This is a genomic window from Phenylobacterium sp., from assembly GCF_004297125.1.
Lineage (GTDB): Bacteria > Pseudomonadota > Alphaproteobacteria > Caulobacterales > Caulobacteraceae > Phenylobacterium.
Genome location: NZ_SCVD01000006.1, coordinates 125,465 through 148,061, shown reverse-complemented (window position 1 = coordinate 148,061; position 22,597 = coordinate 125,465). Strand labels below are relative to the sequence as shown.

The following is a 22,597-nucleotide window of genomic DNA, read 5'->3' as shown; positions in this document are numbered from 1 at the left end:
TTGGGCGCCCGGCTCGGATGACAGGAATGAGCCGCCCGGCTACACCCGGAGCTGGGGGCGCCAGCGAGGATTCGGGCTTGGGTCGACTGCTCTACGCCGTCGCCGCCTCGGCGGCCTTATGTGCGCCCGGCCTGGCCGACGCGGCGGAGCCGAAGGCGGTCGTCCAGGGCGACATGGATTCCGAGCTGCGGGCTACGATCCAGCGCGTGATCGGCGACACCGATCGGCCGATCGAGAACCGGTTCGAGGCGCGCCGCCGCGCCCGGGCTGCGGCCGAGGACGCGATCGCGGTCCTGCGCTCGGAGGGCTACTACGCTAACCAGGTCGAGGCCGACGTCAGCGAGGCCGAGCCGCCGCGCCCGATCGTCCAGATCACCCCCGGCCAGCGATTCATGATCGGCGGCGCCGCCATCGCCTGGCAGGGCGAGACGCCCGATCCCGCCTCCGAGGCCGCCGCGCGCGAGGCCATGTCGCTGACCACCGGCGCGCCAGGCCGGGCCGTGGACGTGATCGCCGCAGAGGGCCGCGTCGTGGCTGCGGTGCAGAAACGCGGCTATGCCGACGCCGCCGCCGAACCCCGCGAGGTGATCGTCGACCACGCCGACCACACCGTGCGCCCGACCTACCACATCGCCGCGGGGATGCTGGTCAGGCTGGACGGCCTGGACATCACCCCCGGCGGCCGGACGAACCCCGAGTGGCTGCGGCGCCTCGCGCCCTGGAACTCGGGCGAGGCCTACGACCCCGACGAGGTGGCCGAGCTGGAGCGCCGGCTGCTGGACACCAGCGTCTACGATTCGGTCACCGTGGCCCTGGCCCCGCCCGAAAAGGCCACGGCCGACGGTCTGCGCCCGGTCGTGGTCAGCCTGTCGGAACGCAAGCCGCGCACCATCGAGGGTGGCGCCAGCTACGCCACCGTCGACGGGATCGGCGTCAACGCCCGATGGACTCACTACAACCGGCTCCGCCGCGCCGACACCATAGCCCTCTACGGCCAGGTCTCGACCCGCGACAGCCGCGTGGGCGCCGAACTGAGCCTGCCGCACTGGCTGCGCCCGGCGCAGACCCTGAAGACGGGCGCGGCAGTCTACAAGGTCCGCACGGACGCCTATGACGAGACCGGCTTCGGCGTGAACGCGGACGTCACCCGCCGCTACGGCAAGACGTCCTACGTCACCGCCGGCGTGTCGGCCGACTACAGCCAGACGGAGGAGCTCAGCGAGGCCACGCCAGGGATGCTGACCACCCTCGGCCGCGACCTGATCACCCTGCAGGCCCTGGGCGATGTCCTGCTGGACCGCTCCAACGACCCGCTCAGCCCGACCCGGGGCTGGCGGCTGAGCGCGCGCCTGGAGCCCACCCTGATCCTGGGCGACACGAACCTGCCGTACCTGCGGGCCCTCGCGCAGGGCACCTACTACCTGCCGCTCGACAAGCAGGCGCGCACTGTGGTGGCCGCCCGCCTGCGCCTGGGCCGCATCCTGAACGGCACGGTCGACCAGATCCCGGCGTCGCAGCGGTTCTATGCGGGCGGCGGCGGCTCGGTGCGCGGTTTCTCGTACCAGGCCGTCGGCCCTCGGCTGGACGACGACACGCCGCGCGGCGGCGTATTCCTGTTCGAGTCCTCGCTCGAGGTCCGGCGGGACCTGACGGCGAAATGGGGCATGGCCGCCTTCGTGGACGCCGGCGCCGTGGGCTCCAGCGGCCCGATCGACTTCCAGGACCTGGCGGTCGGCGTCGGCCTGGGCGTGCGCTACAATCTTGGCTTCGCGCCGATCCGCGTGGACATCGCCACGCCCGTCGCGCGCCGCAAGGGCGAGCAGCCGATCCAGGTCTACCTCAGCATCGGGCAGAGCTTTTGAGCGAACCCGTCGACATGCCGCCTGAAGGCGAGGGGGCCGTCCCGGAGGTCCTGAAGCGCTCGGCGCTGCCCAAGACGATCACCGCGGTGGCGGTGACCCTGCTGCTGCTGCTGGTCGGCGCGTTGGCGATCACCCGCTACGGCGTGCTGATCCCCCAGGTCCGGCTGCTGATCGAGGCGCGCACCGACGGCCTGAAGCTGGGCCGTATCGGGCGGCTGAAGGTCGAAGGCCTTTCCGGAGACATCTGGCGCGACGCGCGGGCCCGCCGGATCACGATCCGTGACGAGAAGGGCGTCTGGCTGGAGGCGAATAATGTCCATGTCTCATGGCGTTACCTCGAACTCCTGAGGAGACGTTTCGACGCCGACCTGATCGAGGCCCAAAACATCCGGGTGCTTCGCCGGCCTACCCTGGCGCCGAAGGGCAAGGACCGTGGCCTGCCGCTCTCCTTTCACATCGACAAGGCGACGACCCGGCTGATCCTGGAACCGGCGTTCAGCAACGCCCGCGGGGTCTACGACCTCCGCTTCAACGTCGATGTCGAGCGCAAGGGCGGGCGCAGCGGCAAGGTCAGCGCGGCCAGCGTGCTGCACGCCGGCGACCGCCTGGACCTGGATTTCTCGGTCGGCCACGCCGGGCCGATGCGCATCGTCGCCGACGCCGTGGAGGCGAAGGGCGGAGCCCTGGCCGGCGCGGCGGGCCTCTCGCCCGACCAGCCGTTCAGGCTGTCGGTCCGCGCCAACGGCGCCGTCTCGCAAGGGCGCTTCTCAGCCGAGGCGACGACCGGGACGGTGACGCCGCTCCACGCCCGCGGCGCGTGGAACCCGCAGGGCGGGCAGGCGGGCGGGCGGCTGCTGCTGACCGCCTCCACCCTGACGGCGCCCTACGCGCAACGTTTCGGCCGCGACGTGCTGTTCGGGATCGCCGGCCGCAAGGCGCGCGAGGGCGCCTATGCCCTGGACGCCCGGCTCCGCTCCGACGCCATGAGCTTGCGCGCCTGGGGCGAGGGCGACCTGGGCAAGCGCCAGCTTGGGCCGCGGGGGGTGCGCTTGGACGCCCAGGCCGCCTCGCTGTCGAAGATCGTCGGCGCCGGCCCGAAGCTGGGCGCCACGCGTGTGGTGGGCGTGGTCACCGGCGATGCGGCCGCCTGGAAGTTCGCCGGCTCGGCCAATGTCGCCGACGTGGAGCTCGGCAGCTATGGCCTGGCCCGCATCTCGGGGCCTTTGGAGTTCGGGCGGAGCAAGGCCGGTTTCGCGGTGAAGGCCAAGGCCACGGGCGCCGGCGGGCGCGGCGAGGGCTTCGCGGCGGCCCTGCTCGGCGGTGCGCCGGTCGCGGTCCTGGACGGCGAACGGCTCTCCAACGGCCAACTCCTGGTGCGTCGCCTGGACGTGACGGGCCGCGGGCTCAAGGTGCAGGCCAGCGGCGGGCGCAGCCTGCTGGGCGCGGTGAACCTCAAGGGCAAAGCCGACCTCTCCAACCTATCGGAGGCTCGCCTGGGGGCCAATGGCGCCGCCAGCATCGCCTTCCAGGCGTCCCAGGCCCGCTCGGCCGCGCCCTGGACCTTCACCCTGGACGCCCGCGGCGACCGCTTCGCCGTGGGCCTGGCCGAGCTGGACCGCCTGTTGGGCGGCAAGCCCAGGCTGCAGGTCCAGGCCAACTGGCAGGCCGGCAAGCTGTCCGTGGCCAAGGCCAATCTCGACGGCGCCGCGCTGGATGCGAACGCCGCGGGCGTCATGGAAGCCAACGGCGCGCTCGCCTTCAAGGCCGACTGGAGCGCCACGGGCCCGGTCCGCGCCGGTCCGGTCGAGATCACCGGGCGCATCAACGGGACCGGCGGCGTCACCGGCGCGCTGACCGCGCCGCGCCTGGACCTGGTGGCCGACCTCGAACAGCTCGACGTGCCGCGCCTGCCGCTCAAGGACGCGAAGCTGGCGCTGACCTTCCAGCGCCAGGCGGACGGCTCCAACGGCACTGTCGCCCTCACGGCCGCCAGCCAGTACGGCCCAGCCAAGGCTCGATCCGACTTCCGCTTCCCCGCGGGGGGCGTCGATCTGACCGAGCTGTCGGTGGACGCCGGCGGGATCAAGGCGGCCGGATCGCTGTCGCTGCGCCGCAGCAGCCCCTCCGCCGCCGACCTGACCCTCGACATCGGCCGCGGCGCCTTGCTGGACGCGGGCCGCGTCACCGGGAGCGCGAAGATCGCCGACGCCGCCGGCGGCGCCCGCGCGGTGCTCGACCTGCGCGCCGAGGGCGTCCGCGCCAAGGGTTCCGCCATCACCGTCCGCAGCGCCCGGCTCAGCGCCGATGGTCCGCTGGCCCGCCTTCCATTCGTCGCCAGCGCCCGAGGCGCGTCCGGGCAGGGGCCCTGGACGATCGACGGCAAGGGCGTGCTGAACGACGTCGACCCCGGCTACCAGCTCGCCTTCGACGGCAAGGGAACGCTGGGCAAGCGCGACCTGCACACCATCGAGACCGCCTCCTTCCGCTTCGGCGGCCCGGAGCAGAGCGCGCGCGTGCGGCTGGCCGGCTCGGACGGCGGCAAGCTCGACCTGGACGGGACCCTGCGCGGCGAGGCGGCGGACATCCGCGCCAAGTTGGTCGGCATGGGGCTCAACCTGTTCAACCCCGACTTCGACGGCCGCATCGACGCGACCCTGGCGGTCCAGGGCCAGGGAGACCGGCTGCAGGGCGCGCTGGACGCCCAGCTGGAGGACGCCCGCGGCAAGGGCACGCCGGCCAACCAGGGCATGGACGGGACGCTGAAGGCGCGGCTGGCCGACTCCACCCTGACCCTCGACGTGGCCACGCTGAACGAACAGGGCCTGAAGGCCAACGCCAGCTTCGTGCTGCCGGCCGAGGCCTCGGCCAAGCCGTTCCGAGTGGCGATCGCCCGGCAGCGGCCGATGCGCGGTCGGTTCTTCGCCGAGGGCGAGGTGCGGCCGCTCTGGGAGCTGGCGATCGGGGGCGAGCGCGCCTTGGCCGGCTTCGTGCGCACCGAGGGCGTGATCGGGGGCACCCTGGCCAATCCGAACGCCTCGGGCCAGATTTCCGTGGAGCGTGGCCGGTTCGACGACGGCGGGACCGGCCTGTCCCTGCGCGAGGTGACCCTGAAGGCCGCGTTCACCCAGGACGCGGTCAACGTCACGGAGGCCCAGGGCGTCGACGGCCACGGCGGCCAGCTCAGCGGCCAGGGCCGGGTCAGCCTGCTGCGCGAAGGCGCCTCCAGCTTCCGGCTGGACCTCAAGTCCTTCCGCCTGATCGACAACGAGACGGCCACGGCCTCCGCCACCGGCGAGGCCACCATCAACCGCGGGGCCGACGGCAAGGTGAAGCTGACCGGCGACCTCACCATCGACCGCGCCGACGTGGCCGCCGACCCGCCGATCCCGTCGGGCGTGGTGGCCATGGACGTCAAGGAGGTCAACCGCCCCGACGACCTGCCCGCCGCCCTGCCGCCCAGCCTGAAGCGCGGCGACGGCTGGGCCCTGGACGTCAAGCTGCGGGCGCCGCGGCGCATCTTCCTGCGCGGCCGGGGCCTGGACGTGGAGCTGTCGCTGGACGCCCACGTGGGCGGCACCACCACCGCGCCCGACCTGAGCGGCACGGCCCGCGTGGTGCGCGGCGACTACGACTTCGCCGGCAAGCGCTTCGAGTTCGACGACCGCAGCGTGGTCTATCTCTCCACCCGGCCGCAGAACATCCGCCTGCAGCTGGACGCGGTGCGGGAGGATCCGTCGCTGACGGTCACCGTCCGAATCCGCGGCACGGCGGCGCGGCCTGAGATCACCCTGGTCTCCTCGCCCAGCCTGCCGAACGACGAGGTGCTGGCCAAGGTGCTGTTCGAGCGCTCCGCCTCGCAGCTCTCGCCGGTGGAAGCCGCCCAGCTGGCCTCGGCCCTGTCGGCGCTGGCCGGGGGCGGGGGCTTCGACGTGATCGGCAACCTGCGCAACTTCGCGGGCCTGGACCGGCTGGCGTTCGGCGGCGGCGACCAGTCGGGCGTGACCGTGTCGGGCGGCAAGTACCTGACCGACGACGTCTATCTCGAACTGACCGGCGGCGGCCGGGAGGGGCCCTCGGCGCAGGTCGAATGGCGGATCCGCAAGAACCTCTCGATCCTGTCGCGGCTCGCCACCCAGAGCTCCGGAACGACCGGCACGGGCAACCGCATCGCCGTCCGCTGGCGCAAGGACTACTAGGCCGCGGTCCGTCCGCCGCGGCGGGCATAGGCCTGAGTTCCCCGTGTGAAGACCTTGTCGGTGGGCAAGACGGCCTCGATTGGGATGTCCTTCTGTCCCGCCAGGTAGGCGTAGAGCGCGCCAAAGTCCGACAGCGTGGCGTCCAGCAGGGCCTGCAGCGACGGGATCACGAAATAGACCTGCTGGAAGTCGTCGATCCGGTAGGGCGTGCGCATGGTCCGGTCGAGCTCGAAGCCCAGGCGGTTGGGGGAGGGGTCGTCCAGCGCGAAGATGGATTCCGCGTGGCTGGAGACGATGCCCGCGCCGTAGATCCTGAGGCCGGCCGGCGTCTCCAGCAGGCCGAACTCCACCGTGTACCAGTAGAGCCGCGCCAGGTTGTGGAGCTGGCCCAGGCCCAGCGCCCGCAAGCCGCCCTCGCCATAGGCCTGCATATAGTCGGCGAAGGTGGGGTCGGTCAGCATGGGTACATGGCCGAACACGTCGTGGAAGATGTCGGGTTCCTGAAGATAATCAAGCTGATCGGCGCGTCTGATGAACTGCCCCGCCGGGAATCGCCGGTTGGCCAGGTGCTCGAAGAACACCTCGTCCGGCACGAGGCCCGGCACGGCCACCACCGTCCAGCCCGTCAGCCGCTTCAATTCCTCGTTGATGCGGTTGAAATCGGGGATGCCGGCCCGGTGCAGATCCAGCGAGTCCAGCCCCTTCAGGAACGGGTCGCACGCTCGGTTCGGCAACAGGGCGCGCTGGCGTTCGTACAGGGTGATCCAGACCTCGTGCTCCGCCTGCGTATAGGCGTCCCAGTCCTGGTCGATGGTCCAGTCCTCGCGGGCGCTGGGCGGACGGGTCAGGGATGTGTGGTCGTGAGCCATGGCGCCGAGAATGAAGCGCCTGCGCCGCAAGTTCCCGCCTCTTTGCGCCTCCAGACAACCGCTCGTAGAAACAAACTTGCGCGCACCCACGGCTTTACGCATGGAAACTGTAGCGCTAGCCTGTTCGGGTTTTGTTTCGGGTCGGGGGCTGCGATGCGTTTCAGTGTGTTCGGGGCGGCGGCGGCCGCCCTTTGTCTGGCGTCTCCGGCGATCGCGGCCGATTGCGCTCGCGGCGAGGCGGACGCGGCGGGCCGCGTCGCGGCGTGCGAGCGGATCCTTGCGGCGCCCGGCGTGGACGATGACACGGCCGCCCAGGCCCGTGTGATCCTGGCCGAGACCTATATGCGCGCCGACAAGCTGGACGCCGCGCTGGCCCAGGCGGAAGCGGCCGTGAAGCTCGCGCCGAAGCAGCCGGTCGCCCTGGTCACTCGCGGACACATCCTGGAACTGATGAAGCGCACGGATGCGGCCCTGGCGGACTACGACGCCGCCATCGGCATCGACCCCAAGAACACCATGGCGCGCGTCAGCCGTGGCCTGGTGCGCTTCGACCGCAAGGACTACGAGGGCGCCCGGCGCGACTATGACGCGGCCCTGGCGGTCATGACGGACGATCCCTCGATCTACCTCGCCCGCGCCCGCGCCCTCTACGCGCTGCAGGAGGATGAGGGCGCGCTCGACGACCTTCGCAAGGCCGAGCGTCTCGAGAAGCCGGATCTGAACCAAGTCTACTTCAAGGCGCAGGTCCTCGAGGCCCTGGAGCGATATCCCGAGGCGCTGGGGGCCTACAACGCCGCGCTGAAGGCGAAGCCGAACGACGCTGAGCTCCTGGTCCGGCGCGGCGACGTGTTGAAGGCGATGGAGCTGACCGACGAGGCGCTGGCCAGCTATCGCGCCGCCCAGCGCGCGGATCCCGACCTGGCCGTCGCCTACTACGACCAGGCCTTCATCCACATGGACGCCAACGCCTACGACAAGGCGACGGCGGTGCTTCAAGCCCTGCTCAAGCGCCAGCCAACCGATCGCGGCGCCCGCCAGGGCCTGGCCCGGGTGGCGGCCCTGCAGCAGCGCTACGACGAAGCCATCGCGATCCTGGACGGCGTGGTGCGGTCGTTCCCGGACGAGGCCTCGCCCTACTACGACCGGGGCCTGCTGTGGGAGGCGCGGGGTGACGCCGCGCGCGCCGTCGCCGACTTCGACAAGGCCGTGGCGCTGGACGGCAGCTTCTGGGACGCCCGCTTCGCCCGTGGGCGCGCCCACATCGAGGGCAAAAGCTACGACAAGGCGATCAAGGATTTCGATGTCGTGGTGGAGCGCCATCCCGAGCTGGCCGGCGTGTGGTGGTGGCGCGCGCGCGCCAAGTCGCTCGCCGGCGACGCGACAGGGGCCGAGAGCGATCGCGCCAAGGCGACCGAGATCTCGCCCGAGGTGGTGAAGGCGCTGGACGCCGAAGTCGCGGCCTAGCCGTTAGCCGTCGGGGCCTACGGGGCCTAGTGGCCGATGCCGGGACGCAGCTTGTACTGGCCCTCGTTGAACGCGTCGAAGATCAGCGCGGCCTGCGGGTGGCCCACGGGTTGCCCCGTCTCGTCGATCTCGAGGTTCTGTTCCGAGACATAGGCCACGTAGGCGCTTTCATCGTTCTCGGCGAGCAGGTGGTAGAACGGCTGGTCCTTGTGCGGCCGGATATGTTCCGGGATCGACAGCCAGTACTCCTCGGTGTTCGAGAAGATGGGATCGACGTCGAAGATCACGCCCCGGAACGGGTAGACGCGGTGGCGGACGACCTGGCCGATGGTGAATTTGGCGAGTCGCGTGCTCATGACCGCGAATCTAATCCTTCGCTCCTGACTGGAAGGTGAACGTAGCGTCGGAAAGTCGTCATTCAACCGTCGTCGTCTTCCTGGCGCCTGTCCCGCTTGCTACAGTCGCCGCGAAATGAGGCGCTCACGGGGGGTGCGCGCCTGCGTTAGGACGGACGATGTCCATGAGTGAGGCGCCGCGCGCGCTACCGCCGCCGAGTCGCGGGCGAGAGAGACCTGTGGGCGATCCGCCCTGCTATGCGGCCCTCGACCTGGGCACCAATAACTGCCGCCTGCTGATCGCCACGCCCACCCAACACGGCGGCTTCCGCGTCGTGGAGGCCTATTCACGCATCGTGCGCCTGGGCGAGGGGCTGACGGCGAGCGGGCGGCTGTCGGACGAGGCTATGGAGCGCGCCATGGCGGCGCTCAAGGTCAGCGGCGAGAAGGTGCGTCGCCGCCGGGTGGTCAAGTTCCGCGCCATCGCGACGCAGGCCTGCCGCATCGCCCAGAACGGCCAGGCCTTCGTCAACCGAGTGGCCAACGAGACCGGCGTGAAGCTGCAGATCATCAGCCCGCAGGAAGAAGCGCGGCTATCGGTCACAGGATGCCTCAACCTGCTGGATGACCGCCATGAGGCGGCCCTGGTCGTCGACGTGGGCGGCGGCTCCACCGAGCTGTCGTGGGTGGACCTCAAGGGCGTGGTTCCCGGCGCGACGCCGCCGGTGCGGGCGTGGCTGTCGGTGCCGATCGGCGTGGTCACCCTGGCCGAGCGGTTCCCGGAGGGCGAGGTCGCCACCGAGGGCTGGTTCCGCCAGATGGTCGACCATGTGAAGGCGGAGATCGCCGCCTTCAAGCGCGCCGACCCCATGAAGCCGATCTTCGACGCCGACCGCGCCCATCTGGTCGGGACGTCCGGCGCCATCACCAGCCTGGCCGGCATGCACCTGCGCCTGCCGCGCTACGACCGCAACCGGGTGGACGGCATCTGGATGAGCCGCGGCGAGTGCGAGGCGGCCGCGGGCGGCCTGCTGGCGCTCAGCTCGACGGAGCGGGCGGCCCAGCCCTGCATCGGTCCGGACCGCGCCGATCTGGTGCTGGCGGGCGCGGCGATCCTTCAGGCGGTGCAGGAACAGTGGCCCTGCAACCGCGTCCGGGTGGCTGACCGAGGCCTCCGCGAAGGCATTCTCCTGTCCCTGATGGCCGAGCGCAGCCATCGCCGACGGCGCAAGCGCCGGCGCGGCCGAGGTGGTACGAAGGCCGCCGCATGACCGACGATCCCCCCCGCAAGCGCATGGTGAAACTGCCGACCGGCGGCCAGGAAGGCGGCCGCGGCAAGCCCGCGCGCCTGAAGACCGCCAAGCAGCGCACACCCTCCCAGCAGGCGTGGCTGGAGCGCCAGGTCAACGACCCGTTCTCGGCCAAGGCCCGCGCCCTGGGCTACCGCAGCCGCGCGGCGTTCAAGATCACCGAGATCGACGACCGCTTCCATTTTCTGAAGCCCGGCGCCCGCGTGGTCGACCTGGGGTTGGCCCCCGGCGGCTGGACCCAGATCGCCATCCTGCGCGGCGTGACCAACATCGTCGGCGTCGACCTCCTGCCGGTCGACCCGCTGCCTCCTGCCCAGATCCTGCAGATGGATTTCACCGACCCAGCCTGCGGCCCGAAGTTGATGGAACTGCTGGGCGGGGCGCCGGACGTGGTGCTGTCCGACATGGCCCCAAACACCGTCGGCCACCGCGAAACCGACCACCTGCGCATCGTGGGCCTGATCGAGGCCGCCATCGCGTTTGCGCTGGAGGTGCTGCGACCGGGCGGGACCTTCGTGGCCAAGTCCTTCCAGGGCGGCGGATCCGATCAGCTCATCGCCGGCCTGAAGCGCCACTTCACCGAGGTGAAGAACGTGAAGCCCAAGGCGAGTCGGCAGGATTCGTCCGAGGTCTTCCTCGTCGCGACGGGCTTCAAGGGGCGATAGGCGCCGGCGTCCTAGCGCCCTCGGCCACCAGCCAGTCGCGGAACCGGTCCAGCGCCCGGCTCTCGGCTCCGGGCGCGGTCAGCATCGCGAAAGCGCTCTCCGACCTGCGGAACCCCAGCGGCGCCACGAGCTGCCCCGCCTGGACCTCCTTCACGCACAGCGGCCAGGACACCACCGCGGCCCCCAGGCCGGCGAGGGCCGCGTCCATAGCGAAGTGGACGTGCGCAAAGGGCCGGTCGTTCGCGGGCGCCAGCTCCACCCCCGCCAGCTCCGCGAAGATCGGCCAGGCCTCCGGGTGGGTGGTGGCGGCCAGGCGAGGGGCCTTCAGCACGTCGCCGCCGGTCCGCTCGACCAGCTCCGGCGACATCACCGCGCCCAGGGCGTTGCGGATGAACGGCCTGCAGTGTGGGTCCGACAGCCGGCTGGTCGGGACGATCCGCACCACCGCCTGGGCCCCGCGATGCGAGGTGGCGTGGGCCGCCAGCTCCGACAGGTGCAGCCGGATCTCCGGATAGGCCGCCTGGAACCCGGCCAGCCGCGGGATCAGCCACTTTACCGAGATCGAGGCGTTCACCGCCACGTGCAGGTCTTCGCCGCCGGTCCGCACCCGCCGAACGGCCCCGGCGATCTGGTCGAAGGCCTCGGTCAGCGCCGGCAACAGCTCGCGTCCCGCCGCCGTCAGCTCCAGCCGGTTCTTCGGCCCGGCGAACAGCCGCACGCCCAGCGCGGCCTCCAGCGCCTTCACCTGCCGGCTCACCGCCGAGTGGGTCACATGCAACTCGTCGGCCGCCAGCGTGACCCGTCCCGTGCGCGCCATCGCCTCAAAGGCCCGCAGCGCGTTCAGCGATGGCAACGGCCCTGATGTGAGATTTCCGAACATTGGAGATCGAATAAGTCGATTTCCTCAAATCGACAATCCGGGCACTAGCTCGCCATGGAAGCCCGCACCTCCCCCAAACCGCCCCAGGCCCTCGTGGTCGGCGGCTTCGGCCTGGGCCAGAGCGCGGCCTTCGCCTCCAGCTTCTACCTGATGGGCGTGCTGGGCGACGCCATCGGCCGCGACCTCGACCTCTCCACCACCTTCGTCTTCGCCATGGTCTCGCTGTCACTGGCGGTTCCGGCCCTGATCGCGCCTCGCGTGGCGAGGCGCATCGACCGCCACGGCGGCAAGCAGGTGCTGCTGGCCAGCCATGTCGCCCTGGCGGCGGGTCTGGTCCTCGTGGGTTTCGCCCGCGACGGCCTGGGCCTGGCCGTAGGTATGGCGGTGATCGGGTTCGGCCAGGCGCTGGGCCTCTCGCCGACCCCGTTCGCGATCCTGGTCTCGCTCTACGGCGAGGCGGCGCGCAGGCCGATCACGGCGGTGGCGCTGATCGGTGGGCTGGGCTCCGTGGTCGGCTGGCCGCTGACCGGCTGGCTGGCCGAGCAGGTCGGCTGGCGCGGGACTCACTTTGTCTGGGCGGCCGCGCAGATCCTGGTCTGCCTGCCGCTCACCGCCTGGGTCTGCCCGAGGACGCCCGGCCATGGCCCCCGGCCGGACGCCGCACACGCCCCCGTCCGGTGGGACCGGCCGATGGCGCAGCTCGCGGTTCTGTTCGCCTGCGCGTGGTTCGTCTCGACCTGCATGAGCGCCCACCTGCCGCGCCTGCTCGCCGCCTTCGGCCTGTCGCCGCACGCCGCCACCGCCGCCGCGGGCCTGATGGGGATCGCCGCCGTCACCGTGCGGTTCCTGGAGTTCACGGTGCTGCGCAGGCTGCCGCCGCTGGCCACCACCCGCCTCGCGACCCTCATGCACCCGACCGGGACTGCGGCCCTGCTCATCTTCGGCGGTCCCGCCGGGGCGGTCATGGCGATGGGGCAGGGGGCCGGCAACGGAATGCTCACCGTGGCCAAGGGCGTCCTGCCGCTCAGCCTGTACGGGCCGGCCAACTACGCCTACCGCTCCGCCCTGATCGGCCGCCCGGCGCTGTTCGCCCAGATCTTCGGTCCGGCGGTGTTCGCGGTGGCGCTGGAGCGCTCGGCGAGCCTCGCCATCCTCGGCACATCCGCCCTCTGCCTGGTCATGTTCGCCATGACCTTCGGTCTCATCCGCCGCCCCCAAGTCTCCCCGGAGCCCGTAATCGCATGAACGCCCCCTTCACGCCCCTTGCCCCGAGCGCCGCCGAGCCCCTATACGCGGACCGCAAAACGGAGAGTCTCATGGAGATCCGCGAAGGTCTCACCTTCGACGATGTTTTGCTCGAACCCGGCCCGTCCGACGTCATGCCCACGCAGGTGGACGTCTCGACCCGGTTCACGCGTGAAATCAGTCTGAATATCCCGCTCGTGTCCGCGGCCATGGACACGGTCACCGAAAGCCGGCTGGCCATCGCCATGGCCCAGTCGGGCGGCATCGGCGTCCTGCACCGCAACCTGACGGTCGATGAACAGGCCGACCAGGTGCGCGAGGTGAAGCGCTACGAGAGCGGCATGGTCATCAACCCGCTGACCATCAATCCGGACACCCCGCTGAGCGAGGTCCGGGCGATCAAGGAGCGGCGCAAGATCTCGGGCTTCCCCGTGGTGGATCCGCGGACCGGCAAGCTGTGCGGCATCCTCACCAACCGCGACATGCGATTCGAAGGCAGTGGAGATATCCCGGCCAAGGCCTTGATGACGCACGAGAACCTGGTCACGGTGAAGGAAGGGGTGACGCAGGCCGAGGCCCGCGACCTCCTGCGCCGGCACAAGATCGAGCGCCTGATCGTGGTCGATGACGCCTACCGCGCCGTCGGCCTGATCACCGTCAAGGACATGGAGAAGTCCCAGGCTCACCCTCACGCCGCCAAGGACGCGCAGGGCCGCCTGCTGGTCGCCGCCGCCTCCACGGTGGGCGACGCGGGCTACGAGCGCTCCATGGCCCTGGTGGACGCCGGGGTTGACGTGGTGGTGATCGACACCGCCCACGGCCACAACGCCAGCGTCGCCGAAGCCGTCCAGCGGGTGAAGCGCGAGAGCAACCGCGTACAGATCGTCGCCGGCAACGTGGCCACCTATGATGGCGCCCGCGCCCTGATCGACGCCGGCGCCGACGCGGTGAAGGTGGGCATCGGCCCCGGCTCCATCTGCACCACCCGCATCGTGGCCGGCGTGGGCGTGCCTCAGCTGACCGCCATCGCCGACGCCGTGCGCGCGGCCAAGGGCTCCGACGTGCCGGTCGTGGCCGACGGCGGGATCAAGTACTCGGGCGACCTGGCCAAGGCGCTCGCCATGGGCGCCTCCGTGGCCATGATGGGCTCGGTCTTCGCCGGAGTGGATGAGGCGCCCGGTGAGGTGTTCCTCTACCAGGGCCGCTCCTACAAGTCGTACCGCGGCATGGGCTCGGTGGGCGCCATGGGCCAAGGCTCGGCGGACCGCTACTTCCAGAAGGACGTGAAGGACGCGCTGAAGCTGGTGCCGGAGGGCATCGAGGGCCAGGTGCCCTACAAGGGCCCGATCGCGCCGATCCTGCACCAGATGGTGGGCGGCCTGCGGGCGGCCATGGGCTATGTCGGTGCGCCGACCCTGGAGCTGTTCCGCGAGCGCGCCCGGTTCATCCGCATCACCAACGCGGGCCTGCGCGAGAGCCACGTCCACGACGTGATGATCACGCGGGAAGCCCCGAACTATCCGAGCGCCGGCTGATCGGCGCCGAGACGGGAGGCCGAGATGGGTGGGGAAGTGGCTGTGGAGCTGAAGCTCCTGGCGGCGGCGGTCGTGGTGGGGCTGGTCCAGCTCCTCTGGGCTGCCGGGGCCGCGCGGGCGCAGCAGGACATGAAGTGGGCCGCCGGCCCCCGCGACACGCCGATGCCGATCACCGGCGCGGCGGCGCGGCTGGAGCGGGCCTTCTGGAACTTCGCCGAGACCTTCCCCTTCTTCGCCGCGGCCGTCCTGGCCTGCGCGGTGGCGGGCAAGCTGGGCACGCCGCTCACGATCTGGGGCGCCGGGCTCTATGTGATCGGGCGCACCCTCTATGCGCCCCTCTACGCCAGCGGAATCCCGCTGGTGCGTACGCTGGTGTGGTTCGTGGCGATGATCGGGCTCGTCATGGTGCTCGCGGCCCTTTTCAGGTGACTTGATGCGCGACGGCGGACGTCTGACGGCGGCCATAGAGGTTCTGACCGAGATCGAGACGCGGCATAAGCCCGTCCGCCTCGCCATGAAGAACTGGGGCGAGGGCGCGCGCTACGCGGGCTCCAAGGACCGGGCCTTCATCTCCGGCCTGGTGCTGGACGTCCTGCGCCGCAAGCGCTCCCTGGCCTGGAAGATGGGCGACGACAGCCTGCGGTCCGCGGTGCTGGGCACCCTGCATTTCGAGTGGGACTGGTCGATCGAGCGGCTGGCCGAGGCGGCGGGCGACGAGGTCCACGGCCATGGCCCGCTCACCGAGGCCGAGCGAGCGGCCCTGGCCGCGCCTCGCGACCTCGCCGACGCCCCCGCCGCCGTGCGCGGCGATTACCCCGACTGGCTGGACGCGTCGTTCGCCCGCGTGTTCGGCGACGATCGGGCGGCGGAGGCCGCCGCTCTGGCCGAACGCGCGCCCGTCGACCTGCGCGTCAACACGATCAAGACCGACGCCGCCCGCGCCCTCAAGGCGCTCACCCCCTTCGACGCCCAGCCGCCCGGACTGCTGCCCAACGCCCTGCGCGTCGCCGCGCCGGCTGCGGCCGAGCGCAGCGGCGCCGTCGAGGCCATCCCGCAATTCTCCAAGGGCTGGTTCGAGATCCAGGACCTGGGCAGCCAGGTGGCCGCCTCAGCCGCTGGAGACGTCAAGGGCAAGCAGGTGCTCGACCTCTGCGCCGGGGGCGGGGGCAAGACCCTCGCGCTGGCGGCCGCCATGGCCAACACTGGCCAGATCTACGCCTACGACAGCGACGCGCGCCGGCTGACCGACACCATCCGCCGAGGCGACCGCGCGGGGGTCCGCAACCTGCAGGTCCGCACGCCGCTCAACCCCGAGCCCCTCAAGGACCTCACGGCCAGGATGGACGTGGTCTTCATCGACGCGCCGTGCAGCGGCACGGGCTCGTGGCGCCGCCATCCCGACACCAAGTGGCGCCTGACGCCCGAGACCCTGGCCAAGCGCCAGGCCGACCAGGATCTGGTGCTCAACGACGGGGCGGGCTTCGTGAAGGCCGGCGGCCGGATGGTCTACGTCACCTGCTCGGTGCTGCCGGAAGAGGACGAGGACCGCGTCGCCGCCTTCCTGGAAACGCACCCCGAGTTCTCCCGGCAGCCGGCGAGCGCCGAGCCCGATCTCGCCAAGTTCCTCACCGCCGACGGCGACCTGCGCCTGACCCCCCGATCCTCCGGCACCGACGGCTTCTACGTCTCAGTGCTGGAGAAAGCCCGCTAACGGAGCCCCATGACCGACGCCGCCAACGCCCACGAAAAGGTCCTGATCGTCGACTTCGGCAGCCAGGTGACCCAGCTCATCGCGCGCCGGCTGCGCGAGGCGGGCGTCTATTGCGAGATCCATCCGTTCGACAAGGTCGACGCGATCCTGGACGCCTTCGGGCCCAAGGCGGTGATCCTGTCCGGCGGCCCGGCCAGCGTGCATGAGGCTGAGAGCCCCTCGGCGCCGCAGCGGATCTTCGAGCTGGGCGTGCCGGTGCTGGGCATCTGCTACGGCGAGATGACCATGTGCGCCCAGCTGGGCGGGGCGGTGGAGGGCGGCCACGACCGGGAGTTCGGCCGCGCCGAGATCCACATCCAGCAGGAGAGCCCGCTGCTCGAGGGGCTGGGCGACCTGGGCCACACCGAGACCGTCTGGATGAGCCACGGCGACAAGATCACCGCCATCCCTCAGGGCTTCGACGTCGTCGCCACCTCGGAAGGCAGCCCCTACGCCGTGATCGCCGACGAGGGCCGCCGCTTCTACGGCATCCAGTTCCATCCGGAGGTGGCCCACACCCCGCGCGGCGCGCTCATCCTGCGCAACTTCACCCACCGCATCGCCGGGTTGAAGGGGGACTGGACCATGGCGTCGTATCGCCAGGAGCAGGTGGCCAAGATTCGCGCCCAGGTCGGCGACGCCAAGGTGATCTGCGGGCTGTCGGGCGGCGTCGACTCCTCGGTGGCCGCGGTCCTGATCCACGAGGCGATCGGCGACCAGCTCACCTGCGTGTTCGTCGACACCGGCCTGCTCAGGAAGGACGAGGCGACCCAGGTCGTCACCCTGTTCCGCGACCACTACAACATTCCCCTGGTCCACGTGGACGCGGGCGACCTGTTCCTGGGCGAGCTGGCCGGCGTCACCGATCCGGAGACCAAGCGCAAGACCATCGGGCGCCTGTTCATCGAGGTGTTCGACAGGGAGAGCGCCAAGATCGAAGGCGCGGCCTTCCTGGCCCAGGGCACCCTCTATCCCGACGTGATCGAGAGCGTGTCGGCCAGCGGCGGCCCGTCCGCCGTCATCAAGAGCCACCACAACGTCGGCGGCCTGCCGGACTACATGAAACTCAAGCTGGTCGAGCCGCTGCGCGAGCTGTTCAAGGACGAGGTGAGGGCGCTGGGCGTCGAGCTGGGCCTGGCCCCCGCCTTCGTCGGCCGCCATCCGTTCCCGGGGCCGGGCCTGGCCATCCGCATCCCGGGCGAGATCACCCGCGAGAAGGTCGCCGTCCTGCAACAGGCTGACGCCATCTACCTGGAGGAGATCCGCAAGGCGGGCCTCTACGACTCGATCTGGCAGGCCTTCGCCGTGCTGTTGCCGGTGAAGACGGTCGGCGTCATGGGCGACGCCCGCACCTACGAAGACGTCCTGGCCCTGCGCGCCGTCACCTCGACGGACGGCATGACCGCCGACTTCTTCGAATTCCCCTGGGAGGTCCTGGGCCGCTGCGCCACCCGGATCATCAACGAGGTGAGAGGCGTCAATCGCGTGGTCTACGACGTGACAAGCAAGCCGCCCGGGACCATCGAGTGGGAGTAATCCGATAGCCTTCAGCGGCTATCGGGGGCGATCAACTCATCGCCTTAATCACTTGAAACAATATGTGAAATGTCTCTTTGGCCTGTCGAGTGCTAGCTCGCGGGCCCGCCCTTCGTGGCGACGTGCGCCGCCACGTTCTGCGCCTTGCACGCAAGTATGTCCGCCGAGTGGTATCGCCGATTGGCAACCACTGAAACAAAAGGCCCCCGCGTCTAGGACGCAGAGGCCAAGCCGCCCTGGGGAGGGGGGTCAGAATTGCCAGCTGGGAACGCTCATCTCGCGTTCCTTCCGGCGGGCGAAGTGCTTCAGGGGGCCGTCATCGGTCCAGCCATATGCCAGGTCGGAGCCCAGCAGCCGAGCCAGGCGCTTGTCCTTCTCTCCGTCCAGGAAGTCGGATGGCACCGTGTTGCGGTAGTCCTCCTGCGGCGCAATGTACTCGCGGCAGAAGTAGTTCGAGAGGTTGATCCTCAAGCCCGGCGTCTTGCGGGGGAACGATCCGTGCCAAGTGTTGCCGTGCCAGATGATGGCTGAGCCGGCCGGCACCTCGATCGGGATCACGTGCTCGTAGCGTTCGTTCCCGTCTAGCCCCTGCTCGTGCTTCGTGGGTTGACGGAAGTGGCGGTGGCTGCCGGGCACCATCGCGAGCGCGCCGCCCGCCTCGGTATAGTCGGTCAGGGCATAGTTGCAGTTTGCCACGTGGCTGTACGGCGAGAACGGATCGGGGATACCATTGCTGGTGTCGCTATGCAGGAGCAGCCCCTTACCGCCCGGGCCCTTCAGGTGGCAGCCCAGACTGGACAGGATGCAGTGCTGGCCCAGCAGATAGCTGATGAGCGTCAGCGTCTTGGGGTTCGTCACCGACTCCTTGAAGCGCTTGTCCTTATAGAGAAGGTACGGAATGAACGCCGTCTCGGCGTGCTCGGTCTCATTCTCCAGGTCTAGCTTGCGGCCCATGCGGGCTTCCGAGATCTCGATGATCCGGCCGCGGAAATACTCGACCTGCTCAGTCGAGAGCGCATTTTCGACCACCGTGAAGCCAAACGCCTCCAGCTCCGCGAGATTGCTCTCCAGGCCCAGCTCGCGGATGTCGCGATAGATGTTGTTGAGGTCCGGCGTCGCCGACCAGTTGCCGATTTCCATTGGAATTCCTCCCTGATTTTGCGGCATGGAAGCAGTGGGTGTCATTGAGTGTCAAGTGGCACTGAGTGACAAAAAAATCCCCCCGGTCGCAGTCGAGGCTGATTGACAAGTGCGTCTAGTCCGCTTTTGCTACTGAGTGACATAAGCGCCTAGGCGTCAAAAAGATAAGAAGCTGGGAGGAACGGGGAAGATGCTGGTTCAGCAGGCGCGGAAGCGCGCCTTAATGACGGCCCTGCTGTGCGGCGCCGCCGCAGCCGCTATCGCGACCGCGGCTTCGGCGTCCGACGAGCAGGCCGGCACCGATGTGGGCGAAGTCGTCGTCACGGCCCGCAGGGTCGAGGAGAATATCCAGGAGGTGCCGGTCGCCGTCACCGCGCTTAGCGAGTCGGCGATCAAGGAACGGGGCATCGTCACCACTACCGACGTGATGTTCGCCGCGCCCTCCGTGCAGATGACCACCCAGTTCGGGCGCCTGTCCGGCGGCTTCAGCATCCGCGGTCTCGCTGGCGGCACCCAGACCTACTACGCCGAAGTGCCTGGAGGGCCGACTGAGAGCGCCGCGCCCTTGTACGACGTCGGCTCGGTCCAGGTGCTGAACGGCCCGCAGGGCACCCTGTTCGGCCGGGCCAATACGGCGGGTGCGGTCCTGGTCACGCCGAACCGGCCGAAGTTCAACGCGTTCAACGGCTCCTTCGAGGTTCAGCAAGGCAACCTCGGCCTCAGCCGGATCACGGGCGTGCTCAATGTGCCGATTATGGAGGACCAACTGGCCATGCGCCTGGCGGTCCACCGCGACCATCTCGACGGCTACACCAAGGTGCTGGGTTCGTCGCAGCGGTTGAACGAGAACAACAGCCAGGAATTCCGCTTCAGCGTCGACTGGCGGCCGGGAAACGGCAAGTTCCGCAACTACGCTATCCTTGACTACTATGATGTGGATCAGGCCTCGGGCGCGACGTCGCTGTCGGCCATCAACCCGACCCTCGCCATCTACAACCTGCCGGCCAACATCAATGCGCCAAACGGCCTCGCCGCCGGCACGGCTACGTTCGGTTCGGCCTGCAATGCGGCCGTTACCGCCGGGCTGTCGCCGAATCTGACGAGCTGTATCGACCAGCGCCTGCGCATCGCCGCCACGCTGCGGCCCGGGCTGGAGGCGGAGTACGCGCGCATCCAGGCCGGCGGCAAGGATGCGACCCGGTCCGTGCCCGGAGACCCGGCGCTCGACCTGTCCGAGACCCTGCGCAAATGGACCTTCGTGAACCAGACCGAGTATGACTTCGGACAGGTCGGGTTCACCACCCTGACGTTCCGCAACATCTTCGGCTTCCAGGCTGCGAAGGGCGCCACGGGGTGGGACGTCGACGGTCTGGGCGGGCTGATCCAGTCGTCGGTCTCGGTGTCGCAGACCTCGTCCTACGCCTTCAGCGTCTCGGCCCAGCAGCAGGGCGCCCGCGCCGTCTTCGAGGCCGGGCCCTACCAGAAGATCTACACCAACGAGACGCAGCTGCGCGGCGTCGTGGGCGACGATCTGGTCTCCTGGAGCGTCGGCGGCTTCTATCAGCGGACGCCGGCGATCCGGAACCTGGAGGGGATCCGCAACCTGTCGCGGGTGTTCTCGGGCGCCACCGTCCCGACCCTGGGGTACAACCCTTCCTTCCCGTTCGGGGATGGCGGCCGAACCACTCAGCGTGCGGTATATGGCCAGGCGACGGCGGACATCAGCTTCATCGCGCCCTTCCTCCAGGGCCTTCACGCCACCGGCGGTCTGCGGAAGTCCTGGGACAAGTCGGAGATCTTCTCGCGGGCGGTGAGCACGAACCTGCAGACCGGCGCCTATGTGGTCGGCGCGCAGAGCCGCAGCTTCACCAAGAGCGACGGGTACAACTCCACATTGACCCTGGACGCCCAGGTCAACGACGACCTGCTGCTCTACGGCGCGACGCGGAAGGGCTATCGACCGGGCGGCATCAATCTGGTGCTGAACGCCACCGGCCTGCCGAACTACACGCCAAACTATGCGCCGGAGACGGTGCGCGACTACGAACTGGGGTCGAAGTTCGACTTCCGGACCGGGGGCGTGCGGGGGCGACTCAACGCGGCGCTGTACCGGACGGAGTACTCGGACATCCAGCGGACGTTCAACGCGTCCGTCAACGGGATCACCACCACCTACATCGTCAACGCCTCGGCCGCGGTCATCAAGGGCGCGGAGCTGCAGGGGCAGTTTGTCTTCGGCGACTGGGACCTGTCGGCCAACTACGCCTATGCCGACGCCAAGTTCACCGACTGGATCGGGGCCGATCCCCTGGCGCTGATCCGGCCCGGCAATCCGCGCTGCACGCCGCCCCTCACCACAGCGATCTGCCTGATCGATCTCTCCGACAACCCGTTCCCGAACATCTCCAAGCACCAGGGCAGCGTCACCCTGAAATACAACCTGCCTGTCGACCAGGACTGGGGCGAGATGAGCGTCCAGGGCACGATCTACGCCCAGTCGCGCCGCTATTTCAGCGACGCGGCGGCGCGGAACATCGAGCAATACGGGGAAGCGGTGAGGGACGCCCTGTCCCAGAAGGCGTTCGAGCGGATCAATCTGCGCGCCGACTGGAAGAACATTCGCGGCAGCCGGGTGAGCGGGGCCGTGTTCGTCAATAACCTGACGGACGCCAACTACGCCCTGACGACCATCACCCAGTTGCACTCCCTGGGCACCTCGGTCAGCATCTACGGCGAGCCGCGGACCTATGGCATGCAGCTGAGCTACGCGTTCGGCCAATGAGGTATGCGTTCGCGAGCCCGGGCTGGATGGCCTTCATGCACGGCCTGGTCACCGAGCGGGTCCGGCGCTTCCAGACGGAGGCGCCGGAGATCGCCTGGTCGATCTGCGAGGTGTTCACGGACCCGCCCGCGGAGCTGTCTCCCGACGGCTCGGCGCTCGCCTGGCACTGCATCGTCAGGGACGGCGAGGTGATCTTCGAGGCTGCAGAGACCGACGATGTCGCGTTCAAGGTCGTCATCGACTACGACGCGGTTGTGCCGCTAGGCCGCTACGACACCCGCGGCGAGCCCGCGCGGAAGGCCGAGCTCGGGGCCATGGCGCAGGCGCTGCGCGACTCCGGCAAGATGCGGGTGATCGGCGACCGGTCGCTGCGGGACCCGCGGGTGGGCGATTTCCACGACCTCATCGCCCGGGTGACAGTCTAGCCGGCGCGGTCGTCCAGCAGCTTCTCACGGACCAGGCGGACGACCTCCAGCACGGCAGCCTCCAGTTCGTCGTAGGCCTCACGGGCGAAGATGCCGGCGCTGACCGAGTAATTGCCGCCGACAAGGGCGGCGGCGGCCACCGGCGCTATGATGTCGGCGTCGGTGCGGCCGGCGAGGTCTTCGCGCAGGCCGGCGCCGATCAGGGCCTGGTAGGTCGCCTGGATCGACAGATAGGCGCCTTCCAGGGAAGGCTCGGAGCGGGCGATCTTGCGCATGTTGGCGAAACGGCCTCGGCGCATCATGTCTCTGGCATGCCGGATCACGTGGGCCGCCCAAAGGTCCATGATGGCCGTCTCGCCGCGCTTGGCGACCGCTTCGCCGAACTCCTCGATGGCGGCATACTGCTGGTGCAGCACGAGGTGCGCCTTGGTCGGGAAGTAGCGCAACAGGGTGCGCTTGTGGACATCGGCGCGGTCGGCGACTTCCTCGAGGGTGGTGGCCTCATAGCCCTGCTCGACGAACAGATGAATCGCCGCCTCAGCGATCTGATCGCGGGTGCGCGCCATCTTCCGCGCCCGAAGTCCGACGTCGTTCATTTCAACC

The 22,597-nt window shown here is 69.8% G+C and carries 17 protein-coding genes; 12 read left to right on the top strand and 5 right to left on the bottom strand.

Annotated features, from left to right (window positions below; all coding sequences use genetic code 11):
- Positions 1-77 precede the first annotated feature (77 nt).
- Together EPO51_RS03705 and EPO51_RS03700 are read left to right on the top strand one after the other, a co-directional pair.
- The gene (locus tag EPO51_RS03705) at positions 78-1,862 is read left to right on the top strand and encodes an autotransporter assembly complex protein TamA (RefSeq protein WP_293346110.1); all 1,785 of its coding nucleotides are present in this window, start codon (positions 78-80) and stop codon (positions 1,860-1,862) included.
- Entirely contained in the window at positions 1,859-6,058 is a 4,200-nt protein-coding gene (locus tag EPO51_RS03700; protein ID WP_293346109.1) for a translocation/assembly module TamB domain-containing protein, read from the top strand. Before EPO51_RS03705 ends, EPO51_RS03700 begins: the two co-directional genes overlap by 4 nt.
- On the opposite strand, the gene phhA is transcribed toward EPO51_RS03700, so the two are convergent.
- Positions 6,055-6,927 carry a phenylalanine 4-monooxygenase gene (phhA, locus tag EPO51_RS03695; protein WP_293346203.1) on the bottom strand — a complete coding sequence of 291 codons (873 nt, stop codon included), beginning with the start codon at positions 6,925-6,927 and terminating at the stop codon, positions 6,055-6,057. The genes EPO51_RS03700 and phhA overlap by 4 nt on opposite strands.
- Before the next feature lie 153 nt (positions 6,928-7,080).
- Here phhA and EPO51_RS03690 point away from each other — a divergent pair, with 153 nt between their 5' ends.
- Positions 7,081-8,391, top strand: a complete 1,311-nt coding sequence (locus EPO51_RS03690) for a tetratricopeptide repeat protein (RefSeq protein ID WP_293346108.1) — start codon at positions 7,081-7,083, stop codon at positions 8,389-8,391.
- A 26-nt stretch (positions 8,392-8,417) separates the two neighbouring features.
- On the opposite strand, the gene hspQ is transcribed toward EPO51_RS03690, so the two are convergent.
- Complete coding sequence (gene hspQ, locus EPO51_RS03685; RefSeq protein WP_293346107.1) at positions 8,418-8,747, bottom strand: heat shock protein HspQ; 330 nt, start codon at positions 8,745-8,747, stop codon at positions 8,418-8,420.
- Between the two features lie 164 nt (positions 8,748-8,911).
- Here hspQ and EPO51_RS03680 point away from each other — a divergent pair, with 164 nt between their 5' ends.
- On the top strand, positions 8,912-9,997 hold the full coding sequence (locus EPO51_RS03680) for a Ppx/GppA phosphatase family protein (protein ID WP_293346106.1): 1,086 nt from the start codon (positions 8,912-8,914) through the stop codon (positions 9,995-9,997).
- Positions 9,994-10,701: an RlmE family RNA methyltransferase gene (locus tag EPO51_RS03675; protein ID WP_293346105.1), complete on the top strand. Its 708-nt coding sequence runs from the start codon at positions 9,994-9,996 to the stop codon at positions 10,699-10,701. Before EPO51_RS03680 ends, EPO51_RS03675 begins: the two co-directional genes overlap by 4 nt.
- On the opposite strand, the gene EPO51_RS03670 is transcribed toward EPO51_RS03675, so the two are convergent.
- On the bottom strand, positions 10,688-11,581 hold the full coding sequence (locus EPO51_RS03670; protein WP_293346104.1) for a LysR family transcriptional regulator: 894 nt from the start codon (positions 11,579-11,581) through the stop codon (positions 10,688-10,690). The genes EPO51_RS03675 and EPO51_RS03670 overlap by 14 nt on opposite strands.
- Before the next feature lie 54 nt (positions 11,582-11,635).
- On the opposite strand from EPO51_RS03670, the gene EPO51_RS03665 reads away from it, so the two are divergent.
- From EPO51_RS03665 to guaA, 5 genes are all read left to right on the top strand, one after another.
- Positions 11,636-12,826 carry an MFS transporter gene (locus EPO51_RS03665; RefSeq protein ID WP_293346103.1) on the top strand — a complete coding sequence of 397 codons (1,191 nt, stop codon included), beginning with the start codon at positions 11,636-11,638 and terminating at the stop codon, positions 12,824-12,826.
- A 71-nt stretch (positions 12,827-12,897) separates the two neighbouring features.
- On the top strand, positions 12,898-14,361 hold the full coding sequence (gene guaB, locus EPO51_RS03660; protein ID WP_293346101.1) for an IMP dehydrogenase: 1,464 nt from the start codon (positions 12,898-12,900) through the stop codon (positions 14,359-14,361).
- 24 nt (positions 14,362-14,385) lie between these two features.
- Complete coding sequence (locus tag EPO51_RS03655; protein WP_293346099.1) at positions 14,386-14,790, top strand: MAPEG family protein; 405 nt, start codon at positions 14,386-14,388, stop codon at positions 14,788-14,790.
- 4 nt (positions 14,791-14,794) lie between these two features.
- On the top strand, positions 14,795-16,072 hold the full coding sequence (locus EPO51_RS03650; protein WP_293346097.1) for an RsmB/NOP family class I SAM-dependent RNA methyltransferase: 1,278 nt from the start codon (positions 14,795-14,797) through the stop codon (positions 16,070-16,072).
- 9 nt (positions 16,073-16,081) lie between these two features.
- Complete coding sequence (guaA, locus tag EPO51_RS03645) at positions 16,082-17,647, top strand: glutamine-hydrolyzing GMP synthase (protein ID WP_293346095.1); 1,566 nt, start codon at positions 16,082-16,084, stop codon at positions 17,645-17,647.
- Positions 17,648-17,896: 249 nt separating this feature from the next.
- On the opposite strand, the gene EPO51_RS03640 is transcribed toward guaA, so the two are convergent.
- Complete coding sequence (locus EPO51_RS03640) at positions 17,897-18,787, bottom strand: phytanoyl-CoA dioxygenase family protein (protein WP_293346093.1); 891 nt, start codon at positions 18,785-18,787, stop codon at positions 17,897-17,899.
- A gap of 223 nt (positions 18,788-19,010) precedes the next feature.
- Here EPO51_RS03640 and EPO51_RS03635 point away from each other — a divergent pair, with 223 nt between their 5' ends.
- Positions 19,011-21,569 (top strand): TonB-dependent receptor, encoded by a 2,559-nt coding sequence (locus tag EPO51_RS03635; RefSeq protein ID WP_293346091.1) that lies wholly within the window; start codon positions 19,011-19,013, stop codon positions 21,567-21,569.
- A complete protein-coding gene (locus EPO51_RS03630) occupies positions 21,566-21,994 on the top strand; it encodes a hypothetical protein (protein ID WP_293346089.1) in 429 nt (142 codons plus the stop codon). The genes EPO51_RS03635 and EPO51_RS03630 overlap by 4 nt, the downstream gene beginning before the upstream one ends.
- On the opposite strand, the gene EPO51_RS03625 is transcribed toward EPO51_RS03630, so the two are convergent.
- A complete protein-coding gene (locus EPO51_RS03625; protein ID WP_293346087.1) occupies positions 21,991-22,590 on the bottom strand; it encodes a TetR/AcrR family transcriptional regulator in 600 nt (199 codons plus the stop codon). The two genes, EPO51_RS03630 and EPO51_RS03625, sit on opposite strands and share 4 nt — an antisense overlap.
- Between the last annotated feature and the right edge of the window lie 7 nt (positions 22,591-22,597).